The organism is Cloacibacterium rupense, assembly GCF_014645495.1.
GTDB lineage: Bacteria > Bacteroidota > Bacteroidia > Flavobacteriales > Weeksellaceae > Cloacibacterium > Cloacibacterium rupense.
In genome coordinates this window covers 278,579-300,617 of the sequence record NZ_BMLV01000003.1, presented here as the reverse complement: position 1 = coordinate 300,617, position 22,039 = coordinate 278,579, and the positions used below count along the sequence as shown (strand labels likewise).

Here is a 22,039-nt window from a genome sequence, read left to right as displayed (position 1 = left end):
CTACTCCTGCTAAATTGCTTGGGTTAGTAGAAGCATTCAAATTATTTCCTGCATTATTCACCAACTGAGGAACTCCGTTTGCTGCAGCGGAAGTGCTTATAATACCAGAAGGAGTACTAGTGGTTGTTCCGTTGTAAGTAACTTTTATTTGACCTCTGTAAGCATAATTTGGATCTGCTAAAGGAAGGTTAAGATTATGAATTTGATTGTATTTTACATTTTCAGAGCCTTCTATTGCGTCTGGGCAACCATCTCCGTCAGAATCAAGATCAAATTGATTTGGAATTCCGTCGTTATCTAAATCGCAATAAAGAGGAGTGAGTATAATGTTGTCTATTCCTGCGTCATTTCCACTTCCGCCTGTTGGCTGTTGATTGATTATTTCTAAAACTATATTGTTTGTGGTCGCTGTAAAGTCCAAGTTAATTCTTCTCCATACATCATCATTAGCCATTCCTAGTGAACTAGAATTAGCAGAAGCAAGTTCGTTATTAGAAGCATCTTTTATTGCAATTTTAAGATTTGGGATATCAGCAAGTCCGTTTGCGAGACCGGCCAAATCTATTCTAAAGCGGTAAGATTGACCTATTTGAACATTTATCCCAGGTATTCTATAGATTGCTTTGTTGATATTATTTGGAGAATCGATGTTAATTATCAGGTATCTTCCAGTTGTAGTGCCGTTAGTTATAGTCGGGTTGCCAGCATCTTTATTTCCAGTTAAATCTGTTTTGGTATAATATTGAGTTTGATTATTAGAAGTAGTTACGGCATATTGCCCATCATTAGGATCTATCGCAACAAAAGCATGACTTAAGACGTAAGGATCTGTGGTGGTAGCGCCAGTCCCAAAATCGTTTATAAAAATAGGCGTTCCTTCTGTTTTAGTAGTTGTAGCGCAGCTATTTTCTGTTGCATCTAAGATCCCATCATTGTCATCATCTAGGTCATAATAATTATCAATTCCATCATTATCAGAATCATTTATTTGTACAGTTATAGTAGCTGTGGCAGTTTTGCAATTAGCAGTGTATGTTTGGTCACAAATCTGATAGGTAACTGTATATACTCCTGGAGCTGTTCCTCCAGCAACATTTATTGCTCCTGTTATAGGATTTAAAGTGACATTAGGGCTAGAGCTAGAAACTTGTGTTAATAAAACATCTGATAATGATGCAGGTGAAACACCATTTACCGTATCATTATTTAAAACAGAACCCCCTATTGTAGAACCGGATAAAATAGTATAGGTGTCATTATTAGCTACTACGTTAGCTGTAGCATAAATTGTATTAATAAATACTCCTGAATCATATTGAGTGTCTCCTGCGTCTCCAATAATTATTTTAAAAGTATAAGTACCCCCTGGAGTTAAGCCTGATAGAGTATATGAAATTAATTTTGTAATTCCATTAAATTGTACGGCAATAGGAAAGGGGCCAGGATTGGTATTCGCTACTAGTTTTCCTCCTGATTGTGCAGTATTATGTCCGTTATTTGTATATAATGCGTTTTGTGAACCATCATAAGCTGGGACTGGAATGGCAGGGCTACTAAATCCAGGTACTCCATAATTCACTTTATTAATAGATGTATTATTTCCGTTAGGTAATTTAGCTAAATTAGCAGTCCCAGAAATACCAGGTCCAGTAACGAAAAAGCCAAAGGCGTCATCATAGGCAGAGGCCACATAATCAGGGTATTCCTCAGAACCGAATTGATATTTAACATTTAGTGTAGTTGCTTTAGGTCCTAATGTTACATTAAAGGAATAAGAAACAACGTCTCTAGTAGCGGTATTATCTATTGTAGCTAGGTCAGCATCTGTATATAGTGTTGTTCCACTAGGATTTCCATCTCTGTGAAGGCTGTTGTTAATAGTAAGAAGTTCAGTGTTCAATCCAGTACTGAAAAATGCACCATTATCCATTGATAATCCTGCAGCATTACCACCTGTAAATGTTGCAATTTGGCTATTTCTTATACCGTTGTTTAATGCGCCACCAGTTATGGTAATGTTATTTCCTATTATTGCGGCGTTAATTTGAGCATTTGTAGGTCCAGGAGCATATGTTACAGGAGTTTGCGAAAAAACAATACCACTAATTAGCCCAATAATTAAGAGTATCTGTTTTCTCAGATATGTAGTAATTTTCGATTTCATTTGATTTTTTATGTGTTAGTAGAATGAAAATTTTAGTCAAAAAAAGGTATACTTGATTTAATAGATCAAGTACTTTTTTTGAAAATCATAAAAATTTAAATTAACACATTTGTGGTGGAGGTCTTACAAAAAGAGAATTTTTTGCCTTCTTGGATTGAAAGGAAAGATAAAGCACATATTTTCTATTTTGATAGAAATTAAGATGTACAATCCAATCAATTTTTGAATTTATAAAAGAATTATTATTGTTTTGGCTATTTGTTGCTTGTTTTAAAATGGAAGTTGTTACCTGAAAAGAAGCATCAGATTTAGAATTCGTTTCGTAAACAGAGGGTGTTTTTTCAGGCCTAATTAGTTTTTTTAGAAGTTTTGCTTTTTTTCTGGTTTCAGAGTTTTCCTTCTTGTTAATTATTTTTTTTTCAGGTAGCTTAGGTTTGTACTCTTTTTTTTCAGTTTTTTTTGTGTAATTATGTATTGAAGAAGAATTGATAACAATTACTTCTTTTTCGGTTTTTATTGCTACAATTGATGCTCCATCAGTAAGATGTACATTTTCTAAACCTGTGATAGTAGCCTCTTGAGAATATGATTTAATTGAAAATAAAAGAAGAAATAGGATTACATAGCGATGCAAAACCCCATGAGGCAGAATTTTTTTATAAAGTAGAATTAGAATAGCTATAGAATATCTATTCGGAGAATAAATTTTCTTCAATGTTTCAAATGTGTTTTTAGACCAATGCAAAAATATGAAAAATATGTTATAAATTGTGTAAATAGTTAATATTATTTTTATTTTTTTCTGATTTAGCTAAAAAGTATAATTTTTCATCAAATTTTAAATTCGTATCTTTGCAAAAATTTTAAGGCTCCCAAAGTGGGAGATACCTATTAATAACTTAATCCTATTTTATAATTTTTAAGGATTATTAATACAATTTTTATGAGTAATATTGTCGCAATTGTTGGGCGTCCCAACGTAGGAAAATCCACATTATTTAATCGTTTATTAGAAAAAAGAGAAGCCATAGTAGATGCTACTGCTGGGGTAACTCGTGATAGACATTATGGTAAATCTGACTGGAATGGTGTAGATTTTACTGTGATAGATACTGGTGGTTATGACGTGGGAAGTGATGATATCTTTGAAGAAGAAATTAGAAAACAAGTGCAATTGGCTGTAGATGAGGCTACTTCTATTATTTTTATGGTAAATGTAGAAGAAGGGCTTCAGGATATAGACCACGAGATCTACAATCTTTTAAGAAAAGCCAATAAGCCTTTATATCTTGTAGTAAACAAAGCAGATTCTGCTAAAGAAGAATTGGCTGCTACAGAATTTTATCAGTTAGGTGTAGAAAAATATTATACTATGTCTTCTGCAACAGGTTCTGGAACTGGTGAATTATTAGATGATTTAGTGGCGGATTTCCCTACTACGGATTATAAAGATCCTTTCGATGGATTGCCTAGAATTACCATAGCAGGTAGACCTAATGTGGGAAAATCTACTCTTACTAATGCTTTGCTAGATGATAATAGAAATATTGTTACAGATATCGCAGGAACGACCAGAGATAGCATAGAAACGCTTTATAATAAATTTGGACACGAGTTTGTATTAGTGGATACCGCAGGAATGCGCCGTAAAAATAGAGTTTCTGAAGATTTAGAATTTTATTCAGTAATGCGTTCTATTAGAGCAATAGAGCATTCTGATGTAGTAATTTTGATGATAGATGCCACGCAAGGTTGGGAGTCTCAGGATATGAATATTTTCGGACTGGCACAGAAAAATAGAAAAGGAATCGTAATTCTTGTTAATAAATGGGATTTGGTAGAAAAAGAAACCAATACCATGAGAGATTTCGAGAATAAAATCAAGGAAAAAATTGGTCAGTTCAGTGATGTTCCTATCTTATTTGTTTCTGCATTAACTAAGCAAAGAGTTCTAAAAGCGGTTGAAACAGCTATGCAAGTCGTAGAAAATCGTAAGAAAAGAATTAAAACTTCTAAATTGAATGAAATTTTACTTCCAATCATCGAAAATACGCCTCCTCCAGCCATCAAAGGAAAGTATGTTAAAATTAAGTACATTACTCAATTACCTACTTACACGCCTCAGTTTGCATTTTTCTGTAATTTGCCACAGTATGTAAAAGAACCATATAAAAGATTTATAGAAAACCAACTCCGTAAAGAATTTGATTTTACTGGAGTTCCTATTGAAGTGTATTTCCGTCAGAAATAAAAATAAATTACTAGAGAATAAAAAAGCAACCAATGTTTATTTTGGTTGCTTTTTCTATTTTGTTGGCATGTATCGTATTTGCTTTAGTACAAAATCAACTTTAATTTTGTTTCTTCTAACAAGTTTTATTTTTTAACTTATATCTTCAAACGTTGTACTTTGAACATTGTTTTACCATCCACCAGAAGCACCACCGCCACCGAAACTACCACCGCCACCGAAGCCGCCAAAACCGCCACCAGAACTTCCACCTCCGAAACCACCACCAGTTGGGAAAGGGAAAAAACCACCAGGATAGACTCTTCTACCTCTTCTGGTAATAATTACATCATCGTCATCGTCATAATTTCCGCCTCCAGAATTATTATTTTTAGATAAGATATAGATAAGCAACATAATAATGATGAAAATGATAAGCGCATGAGCAAAAGAAAAATCTACATCATCAGGAGATGATTTTGCCATAGGTTTAAATTTGCCTTTTACCGCATCTATGATGGCAGAGGTTCCGTGGTCTATGCCATTGTAGAATTCTCCTTTTCTGAAATATGGCGTAACTAGGTAATCTAGAATTTGTCCAGCTACAGATGCAGTAAGATATTGTTCTACTGCACGGCCTTGTTGTATAGACATCGTTCTATCTTCTGTAGCAATTAAAAAAACTACGCCATTGTCTGTTTCTTTTTTGCCAATCCCCCATTTTTCGCCAAATTGAGTTGCAAGGAAGTTCACATCTTCACCTTTAGTAGAAGGGATGATGATAACTTCTATTTCAGTAGAAGTAGAGTCTTCAAATTTGATGAGTTTATCATTAAGTGTTTGTTTCTCGGTTTCAGAAAGAAGTCCTGCTTCATCATAAACTGGATAAAGGACACTTGGTTTTTCGGGAATTTTATATTGAGCTGATACAAAATAAGAACAGCATAATAAAAAACTAGCAAAAAATATTTTAAGAGAAGGTAATCTCATTGGGTAATTCATTTGGATTTTCTCCGTTTTTAATCGGAAAGAATTTTTTTAGCTCAACACCTGTTTCTAAAATAGCATCATACAGACCTTGATAGTATTTTCCTTCTGAAAAAGACAAGGTAATTTTGTCATGTAAATCATTCCAAAATTTTTGATGTACATGTTCATGAATGCCTTTATCGCCAATAATGGTAAGATATTTCTTTTCAAAATTCACATGGAAAAGCACTGCATTTCTTTCCTTAGTTTGGTCCATACCAAGACTTTTGAAAACTTCAAAAGCTACTTTGGCATTATTATCATCAGAAGTGCTGTCTATGTGTACTCTAATTTCGCCAGTAGAATGGTTTTCAGCTTGTTTTATGGCTTCCACTAGAGAAGCCATTTGTGTATTACTAAGGTAGGTATTCATTATTGTTTAAAAACTTCAGGTGCTTTTTCTGCCCCAGCAGAAGCTTTGAAGACAGGTTTTGCAGCAAATTTAGTGAAAAATGCAACAAGCAAACTTCCAGGTAATTGTTGTGCTGAATTGTTGAATTTTTCTACAGAATCGTTGTAATAAACGGTTTCGGTTCTTATGCTGTTTTCAATAGCTGTATATTCTCTTTGGAAATTAAGATACTGCTGGTCTGCTTTTAGATTTGGATATTGTTCTACCACAGCCATCAATCTACTCAAAGCGCCAGTTAATTCACCTTGTGCAGCTTGGAATTTTGCCATGTCTGCTTCCGTCATGTTAGTAGGGTCTATGTTAATAGAAGTTGCTTTAGCTCTCGCAGCGATGACGTCCGTAAGCGTAGATTTTTCAAAATTAGCATAAGATTTTACGGTGTTTTCTAAGGCAGGAATTAAATTTGCTCTTTTCTGATAAACCGTTTCTACGTTTGCCCATTTTTTTTGAACTTCGTTATTGCCTGCAACCAATCCGTTGTATGCGCCAAAAGCCCAAAAACCAATAAGTGCGATAATGCCAATGATGACTAAACCAATAGTCCCAATGCCGAAACATCCTTTGTTGTTCATAACTGTGTTTTTTAATGATTAAAATTATTAAACCAAATATACAATTAATATAGTAATTTTGTGAAATATTCTAAAAAATGATTACAATAGTTGTAGCAATGGGTAAAAACAGAGAGATTGGTGCTGATAACCAGTTGCTTTGGCATCTCCCAAAAGACCTGAAACACTTCAAAGAACTTACTTCTGGGCATCCTATTATAATGGGAAGAAAAACTTATGAAAGCATTGGGAAACCACTTCCTAATAGAACCAATATCGTGATAAGTAGAAAAAATGATTGGTTCGAAGAGGGGATTTTGATTGTAGGGAGTATAAAAGAAGCTCTGAAATTTGCCAAAAAAATAGATGAAAATGTTTTTATTATTGGAGGCGGTAATATATATGAGCAGACCATAGATTTGGCTGATAAATTAGAAGTTACTTTGGTGGATGCAGAATTAAGAGCGGATACTTTCTTCCCAATAATTGATGAAAAAAAATGGTTGAAGACCGATGAAATTGCCCATCTAAAAGACGAAAAAAATCAATTCGACTTTAGTTTTCAAACATTTGAGAAAATTTTAGAAAAATAAATTTCAATTTTCAACCTGCTATTTTTAATTTATCACTAAATTTGCACACTTAAAATTTAACAATGAATAAATACATAAAGTTTTTAATTTCAGCATTATTGATTGCTTTCGGAGTTTACCTGATGATGAACCGCCAAATTGGGTGGGGGATAGTTGTTGTTTTCTTCTCTTTGAGCCCTATTTTATTATTTTTCAAAAACGAGTATATTCTGTTGGCTTTTTGGCAAATGCGTAAACAAAATTTAGTAAAAGCATCACAGTGGTTGTCTTACATTAAAAATTATCAATCTCAGTTACATCGTTCTCAATACGGATATTTTCATTATTTGCAAGGTCTTACTTTGGCTCAAGAAAATCCATCAAAAGTAGAACCATTAATGAAAAAAGCACTAGAATATGGATTGAATATGAAACAAGATAGAGCAATGGCAACGCTTAATTTGGCTGCAGCTGCACTACAAAAAGGAAGAAAGCCAGAAGCGCAGAGATTATTAGATGAAGCCAAAAAACTAGACTCTGCAGGCATGATGACAGACCAAATAAAAATGATGAAAGATCAATTGAAAATGCCTTCTATGCAAAAACATATGCATAATCCTAATATGAGACAAAGAGGCAAGTTTTTCTAGAACAAATCAAAAATATAAACAAACTCCTGAAAATCTCTTTCAGGAGTTTTTTATGTTCAGGATTGAAATTACAATAAATTAGTATGATAATTTTTTATGAACTTACATTTCTCCATCACCATAAAATCTGTAAAATTTTGGAATTTGCCAACGGTATTTTACCGCCAATGTTCTGATGGTGAAGATTAATAAAATGGTAAAGGTCTGGTTGATTTCTTCTGATATAGAAGTGTAATATTTTAATAAAATATAGAAAGAACCTCCTACAACACTAGCCGTAGCATAAATTTCTTTTCTGAAAATTAGAGGGATTCTATTTAGTAAAGTATCTCTTATAATTCCCCCGAAACAACCAGTAATTGTACCTAAAATAATCCCAATGAATGGGTGTAGATCTGCGTTTATTCCTTTTTGTACACCAATTATTGTGAATAAACCAAGCCCAAAGCTATCAAAAACAAAGAGGGTATTTTTAAAATTTTTTTCGATAGATTTAAAAACCATTGCAAATACTGAGGTGACCAAAATAAGGGTAATTGTTCGCAAATCTGACATCCAAAAAACAGGCACATCTAGCAGTAAATCTCTCACCGTACCACCACCTACAGAAGTAATAAAAGCAATGATAAGAACGCCAAACGGGTCAAAACGTTTTTGCATAGCCGCAAAACTGCCAGACATCGCAAAGGATATCGTGCCAAGAAATTCTATGAGAAATGCAAAATCTGGAAACATAGGCGATAAAAGAACCAATTGAAAATAGTTTAAATTCTAACAGCATCTGGAACAAAAAGTTCATATTCTCCACCGTTTGAAATGATTTCTCTTACTATACTACTGCTAATAAATGATTTGCCAGAAGAAGTGAGCAAAAATACAGTTTCTAATTTTCTCTTCGCTAGAGTTCTATTGGTATGTGCAATTGCCTTTTCAAATTCAAAATCTGCAGGATTTCTAAGTCCTCTAAGAATAAATTGCGCACCAACTTTCATACAATAATCTACCGTAAGTCCTTCGAAAGAATCTACTTCTACATTCGGGAAATGAGCTACAGATTTTTTTATGAATTCCATTTTTTTTTCTAATGGAAACATATATTTTTTCTGAGAATTTTGCCCAATGGCGATGATTAATTTATCAAAAAGCGGAACAGCTCTTTCAATAATGTCTAAATGTCCGAGAGTAATAGGATCAAAAGAACCTGGGAAAACAGCGACTTTCATAGCGATTTTAGATTTTAGATTTCAGATTTTAAATTTTTAGAAAGTTATTTAAAATCTAAAATTTATCATTTATAATTATTTATTAAGGGCTTTTTCTACTTCGTTTCCACACAAATCTTTAATGGAAATTCCGTAAATTTTGGCTTGTTGAGGTAAGATAGAAGCAGGCGAAAAGCCTGGATTGGTATTCATTTCTAACATATAAGGTGTTCCGTTCATAATGATAAACTCACTTCTAGAGAAACCACTCATCCCAAGAGAATTATAGGCGTGTTTTGCGATTTTTTCTACTTTTTCTCGGGTCTCATCATCTAATCTAGCAGGTGTAATTTCTTGTGAAGCACCTTCATACTTAGCTTCGTAATCGAAAAATTCTTTCTCTGGAATAATTTCGGTAATTCCAAGCACTATGGTTTCGTCTTGGTAGTCTAAAACGCCTACAGAAACTTCCATTCCGTCTAAAAAACTTTCAATTAAAATTTCATCATCTTCTTTAAATGCAAATTCTATGGCTGCGACCAATTCAGATTTTTCTTTTACCTTAGAAATACCTAGTGAAGAACCACTTTGGTTAGGTTTTACAAATAAAGGCAATTTGAGTTCTGAGATAATTTTTTCTTCGTCTATAGCATCACCTTTTCTCAGATAAACGCTTTTAGCAGAAGGAATTCCGTATTTTGAAAGGACCGCTAGTGTATCTTTTTTGTTAAAAGTAAGAGCACTTTGATAAAAATCACAGCCTGTATATTTTTGTCCTACAGCATCCCAATAAGCTTGTAAAATTCCGTTTTCACCTGGAGTTCCGTGGATGATATTGAAACAAACATCAAATTTTAAAATCTCACCATTTTTTAAATTGACAGAAAAATCTCCTTTGTTGAGTTCTATTCTTTCTTCGTTTTCGTCTAGAAAATACCAACCTTCTTTTAGAATTACGACTTTATAAACCTGATATAAATCCCTATCTAGAGAGTCGAAAATAAGTTGACCACTTTTCAGAGAAACCTTGTATTCATCAGAGAAACCGCCCATTACAACGGCTACATTTTTCTTGTTCATGAGTTTTAAAATCTAATTAAGGCAAATGTAACTATTTTTCTAATGATACCAATGGAAATAGCGCTTTAGTTCGTTTAAATTGGTACAATTTTGGCATTTTGGTAAAATGAATTTTATGAACATAATTTAAATTGAAATAGCATTAAAATAAAAAGTTCATAATTTTATATTTATATTTGCGTTTATATTTCGTACAAAAACAAAATTTATGTTTCGATCTTTTTTCCATTGGAAAGTTTTTGTGAATTTATTGCTGGCAATAGCATTATTTGTAGGTCTTGTTTGGCTTACTTTTCGTTGGTTAGAGTTTCACACCAATCACGGAGACGAAATTCCTGTTCCTAATGTGGTCAATATGACCGTGCAACAAGCAATACAAGTATTAGATGACCAAGGTCTAGAATATGAAGTTGATAGTTTTAAATTTGACCCTAAATTTAGACCATATCAAGTTTTACAGATTTTCCCGTCACCAGGTTCTCGTGTTAAAGACGGTAGAACTATTGTATTAAAAGTAAATCCTAAAACTTATGCGCCAGTTACTATTCCAGATATTTTGGATGGGTATAAAGGTTTAGCATTCAGGAAATTAGAGCGTTTAGAGTTGAAAGTTGGTGATACCATCTATGAGCCTAATATTCAGAAAGATGCCGTAATCAGAATGATGTATAATGGTTCTGTAATAAAACCAGGAGCTAAAGTTCCTATGTTCTCCACCATTGATTTGGTGATTGGTACAGGGCCTAAAAGAAATGTTACTGTTCCTAATTTAGTAGGGATGACAGTTGCTCAGGCAAAAGTAATTATTGCACAAAACTTGTTCGAAGTAGGCATAATAGATTTTCAAGATGGAGGTAAAAGTGATAGTGATATTATTTATTATCAAGATCCAGAAGCTGGAGCTGTAAGAGACCAAGGCATGCAAATAGACCTCTGGGCAAGTAAAAAAACACCTGCAGAAATGCAAGCTAAAATAAGAGAGTTAGATGAAATGTATAGGCCAAAAATAGAAATAGCGCCACCTTCAGAAGATTTTTCTGTTCCAGCTGAAGAACCAGTGAAAGTTGCTCCTGAACCTCAAAAGCAGCAATCGCCTCCACCTGCTTCTACCAATACTAAACCTCAAGAAGAAAAAACTGTAACCAAAAAACCTGTAGAAAATAAACCTACAGAAACCAAAGCAGCAGAAAAGAAGCCTGCCAAAAAGGTAATTGTAGAGTAATTTCAATAATCGATAAAGAATATATTAACTTTGTCATCCCAATTATGGGATAGACAAAGTTTTTTTAAATAAGATGAACGAAGACGAAGATTTTTTAGAAGATGAAGTATTACTAGAAGACGAAAATTCTAGTGATGAAGAAAATTCTGGGCTGTTTGAACATCTCAATATTACCGTTGATAAAAAACAAGAGCCTCTCAGAATTGATAAATTTTTATTAATTTATCGTCAGAATTCTTCTAGAAACAAAATTTCGCAGACTTGTAGAGCAGGAAACGTTATCGTAAACGGAAATCCTGTAAAACAGAATTACAGAGTAAAACCAGGCGATGAAATTTCTGTATTATTGACCCATCCACCACGTGAAAATGTAATTATTCCAGAAGATATTCCTATCAATATTGTTTATGAAGACGATGATGTCTTGGTGATAGACAAAGACCCAGGAATGGTGGTGCACCCAGGATTTGGCAATTGGCAAGGAACCTTGGTAAATGCCGTAGCTTTCCATTTTCAGAAAAACGGTTTTACTTCAGATTTAGACAGAGTAGGTTTGGTGCATAGAATAGATAAAGATACATCAGGGATTATTGTTTTGGCCAAAAATGAATATGCATTAAGTTTCTTAGCAAAACAATTTTTTGATAGAAAAACCAAACGTTTGTATTGGGCTTTTGTTTGGGGAAATCTAGCCGAAGATTCTGGTACAATTAGAGGTCACATCGGTAGGCACCAAAAAAAACGAATGCAAATGGCAGTTTATGAAGATGGCAGTCAAGGAAAACACGCTGTTACCCATTACAAAGTTTTAGAAAGATTTAAATATATGACTTGGGTAGAATGTAAATTAGAAACAGGTAGAACTCACCAAATTAGAGCGCATTTTAAGCACATAGGTCATACTCTTTTTAATGACGAAAGGTACGAAGGGCATCAGATTTTGAGAGGAGTAAATCTGCCGAAATACAAACAATTTGTAAAAAATGTTTTTGAGGTTTTACCAAGACACGCATTGCACGCTCATACTTTAGGATTTATTCATCCTACAACCAAGAAGGAAATGTATTTTGAATCTCCAATGCCTAAAGATATGCAAGATGCTGTAGAAAAATGGAGGAATTATCTTCAAAACTCTTAATGTCATAAAATTTAAACCTTCGATTTTAAGTAAAAGAAAATTCCTTATTACATACTTTTTACTTAAATTTGACGTTCAGAAATTCACAATTATGAAAAAAATAATATTATCACTAATTATTGCTGCATTTTCAGGACTTGCATCTGCGCAAGAAACTATTCCCATGTATCAGCAATATTTATTGGATAGTGAATTTTTATTTAACCCAGCTTTTTTGGGGAAAAATGATGATTTCGTTTTTAGAGCTACTTATCAAAAACAATTTTCAAAATTTGATGAATCGCCTAATGTACAATCTATTGGTATGCACGCCAATGTTTTTGATAGAGTAGGAGCTGGAGCATATTTCTTCAGAGATCAAAATGGTCCAATTTCGGCGAACGGAATTGCAGTAGGTGCTTCTTATTTTGTTCCGTTAAGTGATGACGATGAGAGAAAAGACCAATTTTCATTTGGTACTGCGGTTAATTTTTACAACGAAAGTTTCGATGTTTCTAAAGTAAACGCTACTGATCCAAATGATCCACTTTTATATGAAAATAACAACAGTATTTTTATAGCTTATGCCAATATTGGCCTACAGGCAACTTACAAAGGAGCTTTTGCAGGAATTGCTGTGGCAGATATTCCTTTGAGTAATAGTACACCAGTGGTTAACGGAATAGAACCATCGCCTACAAGATATTATTTCAATGGTGGTTATGATATTAATCTATCCGAAGGATTCGCCATTCAACCTTCATTTATGCTCAATCTAAATACCAATTCTTCTAGACTTTTTGATGTTAATTTATTGGCGAAATTGTATAACGAAACCAATTATTTTGCAGCTGGAGTAAGCTACAGAATGGCAAACAGTAATTTCGGAAGAGAACAATTGAGCATTTCTCCTATTTTAAAGTTTAAAACCAATTGGCTAAGTGTAGGAGCAACTTACAACTTAGGATTGTCTGACATTCAAGAATATGCAGGGAATTCTTTTATGATTAGCCTTGGTTTTGATATTCCTAATTTTATCAACTCTAGAGGTTTTAGATATCGTTAACCTATTTTAGAATGACGATTTTAGAACTACGATTTTTTATAGTAAATCGTAAATTAGACATTGTAAATCATCAAACAAATGCTCTATCTCCACATTCCTTTCTGTAAACAAAAATGCAGTTACTGCAACTTTCATTTTTCTACTTCGCTTAAGTTGAAAGACGAGATGATTTCTGCCATAAAAAAGGAAATTTTTCTACGAAAAGATGAATTAGAAAACAAAACTCTTTCATCGTTATATTTTGGTGGAGGAACTCCGTCAATTCTTTCTGTTGACGAAATTAAATCTTTAATTGATGAAGTTTTAAAGTATTTCGACTTTGAAAAAAATATAGAAATAACGCTCGAAGCCAATCCCGATGATTTAGACAAAAACTTCTTGAAAAATTTAGCCAAAACTGAAATCAACCGACTTTCCATTGGCACACAATCTTTTTTTGAAGAAGATTTAAAGTTGATGAACAGAGCTCACAATGCTTCTGAAGCCGAAAGTTCCATCAAAAGAGCGCAAGATTTTGGCTTTGAAAATTTAAGTATTGATTTAATTTATGGTTCGCCAACTTCTAATTTTGAAATTTGGAAACAAAATCTCCAAAAAACCATAGAATTGCAAGTTCCGCACGTTTCTTCTTATGCTTTAACCATCGAACCAAAAACTGCACTCAACGCTTGGATTAAGAAAAATAAAATCTCAAAACCAGAAGAATCTACACAGAATAAAGAATTTTATTATCTATCAGATTTCTTGAAAGACCACGGTTTTATACATTATGAAATATCCAATTTTGCAAAAAAAGATTTTGAATCAAAACATAATTCTGCTTACTGGAAATATAAGGAATATTTAGGAATCGGACCTTCTGCTCATTCTTACAATGGCAGAAATCAGCGCAGTTGGAACGTTGCCAACAATACAAAATACATCAAAAATTTAGCGGAAAACACTCTCCCAAATGAAACCGAAATCCTCACCGAAAAAGACCAATACAACGAAATGCTCATGATTGGTTTACGAACCATTTGGGGAGTTGATTTAGAAAAATTAAAAGATAAATTTTCTATGGAAATTCTAGAAATTTTCAAAAAATCTATCCAACCAAAATTAGAAGAAGGAATTTTAATCACTGAAGAAAATCACTTGAAAATACCTGAAAAACATTGGTTTTTGGCAGACGGAATCGCCTCTGATTTGTTTATTGTATAGAAAAAGATAGAAAATTAAAATTGGAAGTGATAAAATACATACTTAAAATAAACTTCCTGCATCCTGCTTCTGACTTCCAGCAAAAATTAGTATTTTTGTAAAAATTTCAAGCCTTTGAAACCAAAATTCACTCATCTTTCTGCCTCTCAACCTATTGGGATTTTTGATTCTGGGGTTGGCGGACTTACCGTTGCCAAAGAGATTAAAAGACTAATGCCTCACGAAGATTTCATCTATTTCGGAGATACAAAGAATCTTCCTTACGGCGAAAAATCTAGAGAAGCTATTATAGGTTATTCTCAAAATATCACCAATTTTTTGTTAGAAAATAATTGCAAAGCGGTGGTTATTGCGTGTAATTCTGCTACGGCAAATGCATTGCAAGAAGTGAAAGAATTGGTTGCAGGTAGAGTTCCTGTGATAGATGTAATAAATCCTGTGGCAGAAAAAGTGGCTTTCGAAATTCATCAAAATGTAGGAGTAATTGCAACTAAAGCGACTGTAAATTCTGGACTTTATAGAAAATCTATCAGAAAACTAAATAAATTTATCAACGTTTCAGAATTAGCGACTCCATTGTTAGTTCCTGCTATTGAGGAAGGTTTTATAAATCATCCGATTACCCACGCGATTATTTATAATTATTTGAGTGATAGAAAGTTGAAGGATATTGAAACCTTAATTTTAGGTTGTACCCATTATCCTTTGGTAATTGATGAAATCAAAAAATATTACGGAAGCAGAGTTCGTGTAATAGATTCTCCGAAAATTGTAGCAAGCTATTTAAGAGATATTTTGAGCAAAAATAATCTTCTCAATTCTCAAAACTCTGAAGGAAGTACTCAATTTTATCTTTCGGATATTACTAAAAATTTCGAAAAAATTTCGAAAAAATTCTTTGGAAAAACGATTAGCCTGGAGCATAAAGTATTGTAAAACTACAAATTGAATTTTTGAATTTCGATTTTATAACTCGGAACTCGCATCTGGCATCTCGGAACTAAAAAAAGAAAAACTAACATTTCCATATTTTCTAGTTTCTGTAAGATTGGGGTGTTCTAGTTTCATTTTAGATTGATGTTCCAAAACAAAAGTTCCGTTTTCTTTCAAAAAATCGTTATTTAAAACTAAAGAAATCAGTTCGTTGTATTTTTTTTCTTCCAATTCAAAAGGTGGGTCAGCAAAAACAATGTCGTATAATTTTTTGGTTCTGTTTTTCTTTAACCATTCAAAAACATCACCTCTTTGTACATTAATTTGAAGTGCCATTTCTAATTCTGATGCAGTAGAATTGATGAAAGCAGCGTGTTTTGGGTTCATTTCTACCGCAGTAATGTCTTGGCAATCACGTGAAGCCAATTCTAAAGTGATAGAACCAATTCCTGCAAAAAGATCCAAAACCGAACAAAATTCCACATCATAACGATTCGCCAAAATACTGAAAAGAGCTTCTTTAGCGAAATCTGTAGTCGGTCTTACATCGAAATTTTTAGGAGCCGAAATTCTTTTCGCTTTCCATTTGCCACTTATAATTCTGTACATAATTGATTTTTGATGATTGATAATTAATAAGAAAGAACAAAATTCTTTTTACTTGAATTTTCTGAAACAAGTTTCAGGTTCTTCACAAATTTCTTCAACTCCGAAATAAATGTCTCATTTTCAGAAGTTTCGCCGTAAATGTAAAAATAAGTTTCGGTAGTGCTAAAATTAATTTTACTCAAAGAAAACATAATAAAATACAAGAAATCTACCTCAGAATCTGCATCTAGATTGTTGTAAAGTGCTACTTTTCTGTTATCAAAAGCGAAAAATTCTACTTGATGATGATAAAGATTGATGTGTATTTCTTTGCTATTTCTTACCTGAATCGAATTTAGAAACTTCTCTCCCGAAAAATTAAATTTTGTTGGCAGTTTTTTTGATTTAATTTTTTGATAAAACTTTTTGGGAAAAGTATAGTAAAACTGCACGCCAAACTTTTTATTCACCGAAAGCATCAATTCTTCTTTTTCTTCATTTACTGGCGCATTATAAGAAATGAGTTTGTAGCCCAGTTCGTGTTCCGCAAAAGTATCTGGAGTCAGAGAAAAATGGTTAAGTGCCGAAATAACCGAAATTTCTTGATAGTCATTTTTTTGTAGAATTTCATCTAATTTTTCTTCTACCAAGTTGGGAGAAGTTTCTTCAGTTACAAAAAAAGACGCTTCCTGCAACACACTTTTTCCTTTAGAAATGTGCCATTGTAAACCATCTTTGGTGAAAAGTAGAGAAAGCTTTTGCATAAGTTTTTTCAATAATTGCAAAGATATTGATTTTTAAGCTATTTTTGACGGAAGTTTTTTATCTATGAAATATCTGTTTTTATTTGTAGCGATTTTAGGGTTTCAATTGGGTTTTTCTCAAGTGAAAAAGAAGCAAACTGTAGAGGTCGCTTGTGGCCAATGTCAGTTCAAAATGAAGCAAAAGAAAGGTTGTGATTTAGCGGTAAGAATTGATGGGAAAAGTTATTTTGTAGAAGGAACTAAAATTGATGACCATGGAGATGCACACGCAAACGACGGATTTTGTAATGCCATAAGAAAAGCTGAAGTGATAGGCGAGGTGAAAGGTGATAAATTTGTGGTGAGTTATTTTAAATTATTGCCAGAAACTACAAAAAAGTAACTTCTACATTCCCCGAACTGTGGTAGAAAAATTCGTGGTTTTCATATTCTATTCCTGCGAAACCTTGCAACACTTCGTGCACCATATTTTGTAAAACACCATCGCCAATTCCGTGAATGATGTTGAGCTTTTTCAAATGATTATTTCTGCAATATTCTAGTTTTTCGATGAGTTTTTCACGCTGAATCATCAGTCTTTCCCAAGGTTCATATTCTTGAGGGTTTTTTACCAAATTTTCGAAATGCAAATCAATAGATTGTGGTTGAGTTTGATTTTTTTTAGAAATTTTAGCCGAAGTTTCTTTTTTTGAAATTACCGAAATATCATCGTAAATATTATGATTTTGAGGGACAATTTTAGATTTTTCAATTTCGTAGTGAAAGCCATGTTCGTCTTCTAATTGCACCATATTTCCTTTGAAAGCTGAAATTTTCCCTTTCAAATCATCATCTATCACCGAAACCAAATCACCTATTTTCATTTTATTATTTTTTAACCACAAAAGAGGCAAAAGAAATAATTACATTTTAAAGAAATTCAAAAGAGCAAAAAGCATTTTTTTCTTCTTTTTTTACTTTTGAAAAACTTATTTTCAAAAAATCTTTTGTCTTTTTTGTGGTTTAATTATTTTAAACCTAATTCTATTACTTCTAAATTTTCAATTTTTTCACCATTGATTTCAAATCTCAACATGGTTCTCATTTTATGCCAACCGTGTTTTCCTGCAGAACCTGGATTGAGATGTAATATTTCTAACTCTTTATCATACATCACTTTCAAAATATGTGAATGCCCCGAAATAAAAAGTTGAGGTTTTTCTTCTTTTAATAATTGCTTCACTCTTGGCGCATATTTAGTAGGATATCCACCAATGTGAATCATTAAAACCTTTACTTTTTCACATTCAAAAATAGCAATTTCAGAAAATTCTGCTCTTATTTTAGCGTCATCTATATTCCCGAAAACGCCACGCAATTTCCCTGCTTTTTTCAGTTTATCGATTACTTCTAAATTTCCAAAATCTCCGGCATGCCAAATTTCATCAGCATTTTTGGCGTATTCTAGAATTCTATCATCAATATAAGAATGCGTGTCTGAAAGCAGTAAAATTTTCATTGGGCTAATTTCTTTATTTTTTATGAATTTTCCGAATTTTTATTTCCACATGAGTTCCGTAAGTAAGAAAGATTTGTAAAAGGAATTTTACGAGATTTTTGTGAGCTCCGTAAGAACGATAGATTCTTTGGCGCGAGCGAAGCGAGCGTCGATTGTTTTCAAAAATTTTCAAATGTGAAAAGAGAAATGTAACGTCTTTCTAGCCCCGATTGCAATGGAAATCCTGACATTGCAAGTGAAATTTGTAATGCTAAGCAATCTGTTTCAATGGACAATCTGTTTCAAATGTTTTACAAACCTTTTTGCAATGGCAGATTGCAATGGAAAGCGGGACTGGTGGTGAAAAGAAACAAAATCTTCTTGCTGCTAAAAATTTCATTAAATTTGCCGACAATTATGCGCTACTTTATAGAGTTTTCTTACAATGGTTCTACCTTTTTTGGCTATCAAATTCAGCCAAACCAGATTTCTGTGCAAGAAGAATTAGAAAAAGCGCTTTCTACTATCTTGAGAACTGAGACTAAAACGACTGGTGCTGGAAGAACAGACACAGGAGTTCACGCTAAGAAAATGTTTGCCCATTTTGATTTTGAAGGCGAAATTTCTGAAAAATTGGTGCATCAGCTCAATTCTTTTCTTCCAGCGAGTATAGCAGTGAAGCAGATTTTTAAGGTGAATGATGATTTTCATGCAAGATTTGATGCCACGCACAGAACTTATGAATATTACATTTCTCTAGAAAAAAATCCTTTTTCTGAAAAATTTGCTTGGCAACATTGGAGAAAATCTCTAGACATTGAAAAAATGAATGAAGCCTGCAAAATCCTTTTTGAATATGATGATTTTGAGAGTTTTGCTAAAGTAGGTGCTGATAATAAAACCAATATATGCAAAATCTATCACGCAAATTGGGTACAAAACGGAAATGAACTTAAATTTACCATTTCTGCCGATAGATTTCTTAGAAATATGGTGAGAGCAATTGTAGGAACCATGGTAGAAATAGGCAGTGGAAAACTAAATCCTGAAGATTTGCGAAAGGTAATTGAAGCTAAAAATAGAAATTCTGCTGGAACTTCGGCACCCGCTCATGCGCTGTTTTTGGTAGATGTAGGTTATAAATTTTAAAAAACTAATAATACGATGTTATCATTTTTACTTATTTACTTTGTTTACAAATATTTTAGAGACTTAGCTAGAAAATATAAAGTAAAGAAAGTGTGGAAATACTCCTTAACTGGAGTAGTGTCTTATTTTGGCTTTCAATTTCTATTTATTTTTGCATGGGCAATAATAGCTTTGGTTATAGACCCCAATTATGATTTTGAAAATGATAGATCAATGAATTCTGGCGTAGGTTTTTTGGCATTATTATTTAGTATGTTAATGCTTTATTTACTCCATAAATATTTAGAAAAAAGATTAAAACACCAACAGATAACTTCTTCGGTGAATGAAATAGATGAAATAGGATTGAATTTTAATAATGAATAAAAAACAAAATACAGGAAATATCATAAAGCGTCTGTTTTTCATTGGAATGAAATTCAAGACTAGGTTTATTTGGGCACTTATTGTGTCAGTCATTTTAGCTTCGGTGTCTGTTTACCGACCTATTTTCACGCAGCATATTGTAGATACAGATATCATTAAACTAAAACAAATGGATGTTTTGGTGAAAGATATTTATTTGCTTATTTTGTTGGTGGTTGCAGAGACTTTCTTCAATTTTTTATTGGTTTTTTTATCCAATTTTATTGCTCAAAACGTGATTAGAGACATCAGAGAAAGGCTTTATCATAAATTAATTTATTTTAAAACCTCATTTTTTGATAAAACTGCCATTGGAAATTTGGTGACCAGAGCGGTAGGAGATGTGGAAACCATTGCCACAGTTTACACCGACGGGTTTTTAATGGTTTTTGGTGATGTTCTGAAAGTGGTTTTCGTTTTGGTGGCTATGTTTCAGGTCAATGTACAATTGAGCTACATTGGTTTGGCTATACTACCGATAATGCTTGTGATTACTAGATTTTTTCAAAAAAAGTTAAAAAAAGCATTTGGTGATGAGAGAGCTTGGACTTCTACCCAAAATAGTTTCGTGCAAGAAAGATTGTCTGGAATGTCTTTAATTCAGGTATTTAATAGACAAGAAGCAGAATTCAAAAAATTTGATAGCATCAACATCAGTTTAAAAGCAGCTTTACTGAAAACTGTTTTTTACTTTTCACTCTTTTTTCCTGTGGTGGAGCTTATTTCTTCGGTTTTTATTGGGCTCATTCTTTTTATGGCGGGGTTTAATGCCTTGTACGGAAGCAATGCAACTCCGGGAGCTATTTTGGCGTTTATTCAGTTTATCAACATGCTTATTCGTCCGCTTCGTCAGATAGCTGATAGATTTAATAATATTCAGCGTGGTTTGGTAGGAGCAGAAAGAGTTTTGGGAATTATGGACGAAGATAATGCGATGCCGAATCTCGGAACCATTAAAAAAGACCACATCGAAGGAAAAATAGAATTTAAAGATGTTCATTTTTCATATGACGAAAAACAAGAAGTCTTAAAAGGGGTGAATTTCAAAGTCAATCCCGGCGAAACGGTAGCTATTGTTGGTGCAACTGGTGCTGGAAAATCTACCATTATTCAATTAATGACAAGGTTTTATGACATCAATTCTGGGAAAATTTTGCTAGATGATGTAGAACTTAGAGATTATGAACTATTTAATCTTAGAAGTAAAATTGGCGTAGTTTTACAAGATGTTTTCCTTTTCCATGGAAGTATATATGAGAATCTAACTCTTGGAGATGATATTCCTTTAGAAAAAATAAAAGAAATAGCAGGCGAAATAGAAGTAGATGATTTCATAGAAAGATTGCCTGGTGGTTATGATTTTGTAGTAAGTGAGCGTGGAAGCAGCATTTCTCTCGGTCAGCGTCAGTTGTTGTCGTTCCTTAGAGCTTATCTTTCTAATCCTAAAATTTTGATTTTAGACGAAGCAACTTCTTCCATAGACCCAGAAAGTGAAAAACTCATCCAAAAAGCTACCGAAAAAATCACCAAAAACAGAACTTCTATCATCATTGCGCACAGACTTTCTACCATCGTAAATGCAGATAAAATTTTGGTGATGGATAGCGGAAAAATTGTAGAAGAAGGCAAACACGCAGAACTTTTAGAAAAAGGCGGTTATTATTCTAATTTATATAAAGCACAGCTTAGCCACGAAATTATAGGGTAGAATAAGAAGCAACAAGCTTTTGCTTCTTTTCACCACCAGTCCCGCTTTTCATTGCAATCTGCCATTGCATTGATGCTTTCGGAGCTATTGAAAGAATCAGTTAATTGGAGAGAGTTGCTTCATTTTACCAATTTTGCAAGCAATGTCAGGATTTCCATTTCAAACCTAACGCAGTGGTTCGACGACCGAAGAGAGTCAATCGGGGCTATAAAGATGGTTCTGTTTATTTTTTGATTGATAGAAATTTTTTCGCAAATTTTTTGTCATGTAAAAAAAAATCCATACTTTTGCAATCCAAAATGAGATGTAATATATGTTAATAATTCCAGTAAAAGACGGAGAGTCTATCGACAGAGCACTTAAAAAGTACAAAAGAAAATTTGATAAAACAGGTGTTGTAAGAGCATTAAGATCTAGACAACAATTTATCAAGCCTTCAGTAACTCTTAGACAAGCTAAGTTAAAAGCAGCTCATAAGCAAAGAGAAGCGAGCAAGGAAGAACAAGCATAAGATTTT

General features: G+C 33.1%; 25 protein-coding genes. 13 read left to right on the top strand and 12 right to left on the bottom strand.

The window, feature by feature from the left end:
- A partial coding sequence (locus IEW40_RS09100) for a choice-of-anchor L domain-containing protein (protein WP_194461764.1) occupies positions 1–2,164 on the bottom strand: 2,164 nt, incomplete at its 3' end.
- Between the two features lie 100 nt (positions 2,165–2,264).
- Positions 2,265–2,879 (bottom strand): hypothetical protein, encoded by a 615-nt coding sequence (locus IEW40_RS09095; protein WP_188617771.1) that lies wholly within the window; start codon positions 2,877–2,879, stop codon positions 2,265–2,267.
- Positions 2,880–3,107: 228 nt separating this feature from the next.
- On the opposite strand from IEW40_RS09095, the gene der reads away from it, so the two are divergent.
- Positions 3,108–4,415: a ribosome biogenesis GTPase Der gene (der, locus tag IEW40_RS09090; protein WP_188617770.1), complete on the top strand. Its 1,308-nt coding sequence runs from the start codon at positions 3,108–3,110 to the stop codon at positions 4,413–4,415.
- A gap of 171 nt (positions 4,416–4,586) precedes the next feature.
- Here der and IEW40_RS09085 read toward each other — a convergent pair whose 3' ends face one another.
- From IEW40_RS09085 to IEW40_RS09075, 3 genes are read right to left on the bottom strand one after another with little or no spacing between them, the layout of a single operon-like run.
- Positions 4,587–5,384 carry a TPM domain-containing protein gene (locus IEW40_RS09085; protein WP_188617822.1) on the bottom strand — a complete coding sequence of 266 codons (798 nt, stop codon included), beginning with the start codon at positions 5,382–5,384 and terminating at the stop codon, positions 4,587–4,589.
- Entirely contained in the window at positions 5,365–5,796 is a 432-nt protein-coding gene (locus tag IEW40_RS09080; protein WP_373283786.1) for a TPM domain-containing protein, read from the bottom strand. Before IEW40_RS09080 ends, IEW40_RS09085 begins: the two co-directional genes overlap by 20 nt.
- Positions 5,796–6,407, bottom strand: coding sequence for a LemA family protein (locus IEW40_RS09075; RefSeq protein WP_188617769.1), 612 nt, complete (start codon positions 6,405–6,407; stop codon positions 5,796–5,798). Before IEW40_RS09075 ends, IEW40_RS09080 begins: the two co-directional genes overlap by 1 nt.
- A gap of 77 nt (positions 6,408–6,484) precedes the next feature.
- On the opposite strand from IEW40_RS09075, the gene IEW40_RS09070 reads away from it, so the two are divergent.
- Complete coding sequence (locus tag IEW40_RS09070) at positions 6,485–6,979, top strand: dihydrofolate reductase (protein ID WP_188617768.1); 495 nt, start codon at positions 6,485–6,487, stop codon at positions 6,977–6,979.
- A gap of 62 nt (positions 6,980–7,041) precedes the next feature.
- Positions 7,042–7,608: a DUF2892 domain-containing protein gene (locus IEW40_RS09065; RefSeq protein ID WP_188617767.1), complete on the top strand. Its 567-nt coding sequence runs from the start codon at positions 7,042–7,044 to the stop codon at positions 7,606–7,608.
- A 102-nt stretch (positions 7,609–7,710) separates the two neighbouring features.
- Here IEW40_RS09065 and IEW40_RS09060 read toward each other — a convergent pair whose 3' ends face one another.
- The 3 genes from IEW40_RS09060 to IEW40_RS09050 all read right to left on the bottom strand — a co-directional run bounded on the left by IEW40_RS09060 (position 7,711) and on the right by IEW40_RS09050 (position 9,890).
- Positions 7,711–8,343: a trimeric intracellular cation channel family protein gene (locus IEW40_RS09060; RefSeq protein ID WP_188617821.1), complete on the bottom strand. Its 633-nt coding sequence runs from the start codon at positions 8,341–8,343 to the stop codon at positions 7,711–7,713.
- A 29-nt stretch (positions 8,344–8,372) separates the two neighbouring features.
- Positions 8,373–8,831 carry a pantetheine-phosphate adenylyltransferase gene (gene coaD / locus IEW40_RS09055; protein ID WP_188617766.1) on the bottom strand — a complete coding sequence of 153 codons (459 nt, stop codon included), beginning with the start codon at positions 8,829–8,831 and terminating at the stop codon, positions 8,373–8,375.
- Between the two features lie 75 nt (positions 8,832–8,906).
- Positions 8,907–9,890: a D-alanine--D-alanine ligase gene (locus IEW40_RS09050; RefSeq protein ID WP_188617765.1), complete on the bottom strand. Its 984-nt coding sequence runs from the start codon at positions 9,888–9,890 to the stop codon at positions 8,907–8,909.
- A 208-nt stretch (positions 9,891–10,098) separates the two neighbouring features.
- Between IEW40_RS09050 and IEW40_RS09045 the strand changes: the two genes are divergently transcribed.
- From IEW40_RS09045 to murI, 5 genes are all read left to right on the top strand, one after another.
- A complete protein-coding gene (locus IEW40_RS09045; protein WP_188617764.1) occupies positions 10,099–11,112 on the top strand; it encodes a PASTA domain-containing protein in 1,014 nt (337 codons plus the stop codon).
- A 73-nt stretch (positions 11,113–11,185) separates the two neighbouring features.
- Positions 11,186–12,250: an RluA family pseudouridine synthase gene (locus IEW40_RS09040; protein WP_188617763.1), complete on the top strand. Its 1,065-nt coding sequence runs from the start codon at positions 11,186–11,188 to the stop codon at positions 12,248–12,250.
- A 91-nt stretch (positions 12,251–12,341) separates the two neighbouring features.
- A complete protein-coding gene (locus IEW40_RS09035; RefSeq protein WP_188617762.1) occupies positions 12,342–13,295 on the top strand; it encodes a PorP/SprF family type IX secretion system membrane protein in 954 nt (317 codons plus the stop codon).
- Between the two features lie 78 nt (positions 13,296–13,373).
- Positions 13,374–14,498, top strand: a complete 1,125-nt coding sequence (hemW, locus tag IEW40_RS09030; protein WP_188617761.1) for a radical SAM family heme chaperone HemW — start codon at positions 13,374–13,376, stop codon at positions 14,496–14,498.
- Between the two features lie 114 nt (positions 14,499–14,612).
- Positions 14,613–15,434 (top strand): glutamate racemase, encoded by an 822-nt coding sequence (gene murI, locus IEW40_RS09025; protein ID WP_188617760.1) that lies wholly within the window; start codon positions 14,613–14,615, stop codon positions 15,432–15,434.
- Positions 15,435–15,464: 30 nt separating this feature from the next.
- On the opposite strand, the gene rsmD is transcribed toward murI, so the two are convergent.
- Together rsmD and IEW40_RS09015 are read right to left on the bottom strand one after the other, a co-directional pair.
- Complete coding sequence (gene rsmD / locus IEW40_RS09020) at positions 15,465–16,061, bottom strand: 16S rRNA (guanine(966)-N(2))-methyltransferase RsmD (protein WP_262891250.1); 597 nt, start codon at positions 16,059–16,061, stop codon at positions 15,465–15,467.
- 2 nt (positions 16,062–16,063) lie between these two features.
- The gene (locus IEW40_RS09015; protein WP_188617758.1) at positions 16,064–16,783 is read right to left on the bottom strand and encodes a DUF3822 family protein; all 720 of its coding nucleotides are present in this window, start codon (positions 16,781–16,783) and stop codon (positions 16,064–16,066) included.
- Positions 16,784–16,847: 64 nt separating this feature from the next.
- On the opposite strand from IEW40_RS09015, the gene IEW40_RS09010 reads away from it, so the two are divergent.
- Positions 16,848–17,165 (top strand): DUF6370 family protein, encoded by a 318-nt coding sequence (locus IEW40_RS09010; protein ID WP_188617757.1) that lies wholly within the window; start codon positions 16,848–16,850, stop codon positions 17,163–17,165.
- Here the strand turns inward: IEW40_RS09010 and IEW40_RS09005 are convergent.
- A complete protein-coding gene (locus IEW40_RS09005) occupies positions 17,152–17,646 on the bottom strand; it encodes a DUF8465 domain-containing protein (RefSeq protein ID WP_188617756.1) in 495 nt (164 codons plus the stop codon). The two genes, IEW40_RS09010 and IEW40_RS09005, sit on opposite strands and share 14 nt — an antisense overlap.
- A gap of 143 nt (positions 17,647–17,789) precedes the next feature.
- Positions 17,790–18,281 carry a metallophosphoesterase family protein gene (locus IEW40_RS09000; protein ID WP_188617755.1) on the bottom strand — a complete coding sequence of 164 codons (492 nt, stop codon included), beginning with the start codon at positions 18,279–18,281 and terminating at the stop codon, positions 17,790–17,792.
- 396 nt (positions 18,282–18,677) lie between these two features.
- On the opposite strand from IEW40_RS09000, the gene truA reads away from it, so the two are divergent.
- The 4 genes from truA to rpsU all read left to right on the top strand — a co-directional run bounded on the left by truA (position 18,678) and on the right by rpsU (position 22,033).
- The gene (gene truA, locus IEW40_RS08995; RefSeq protein WP_188617820.1) at positions 18,678–19,409 is read left to right on the top strand and encodes a tRNA pseudouridine(38-40) synthase TruA; all 732 of its coding nucleotides are present in this window, start codon (positions 18,678–18,680) and stop codon (positions 19,407–19,409) included.
- Between the two features lie 15 nt (positions 19,410–19,424).
- Positions 19,425–19,775, top strand: coding sequence for a hypothetical protein (locus IEW40_RS08990; protein WP_188617754.1), 351 nt, complete (start codon positions 19,425–19,427; stop codon positions 19,773–19,775).
- Entirely contained in the window at positions 19,768–21,522 is a 1,755-nt protein-coding gene (locus IEW40_RS08985; RefSeq protein WP_188617753.1) for an ABC transporter ATP-binding protein, read from the top strand. The genes IEW40_RS08990 and IEW40_RS08985 overlap by 8 nt, the downstream gene beginning before the upstream one ends.
- Before the next feature lie 313 nt (positions 21,523–21,835).
- The gene (gene rpsU / locus IEW40_RS08980) at positions 21,836–22,033 is read left to right on the top strand and encodes a 30S ribosomal protein S21 (RefSeq protein WP_188617752.1); all 198 of its coding nucleotides are present in this window, start codon (positions 21,836–21,838) and stop codon (positions 22,031–22,033) included.
- Positions 22,034–22,039: the final 6 nt, after the last annotated feature.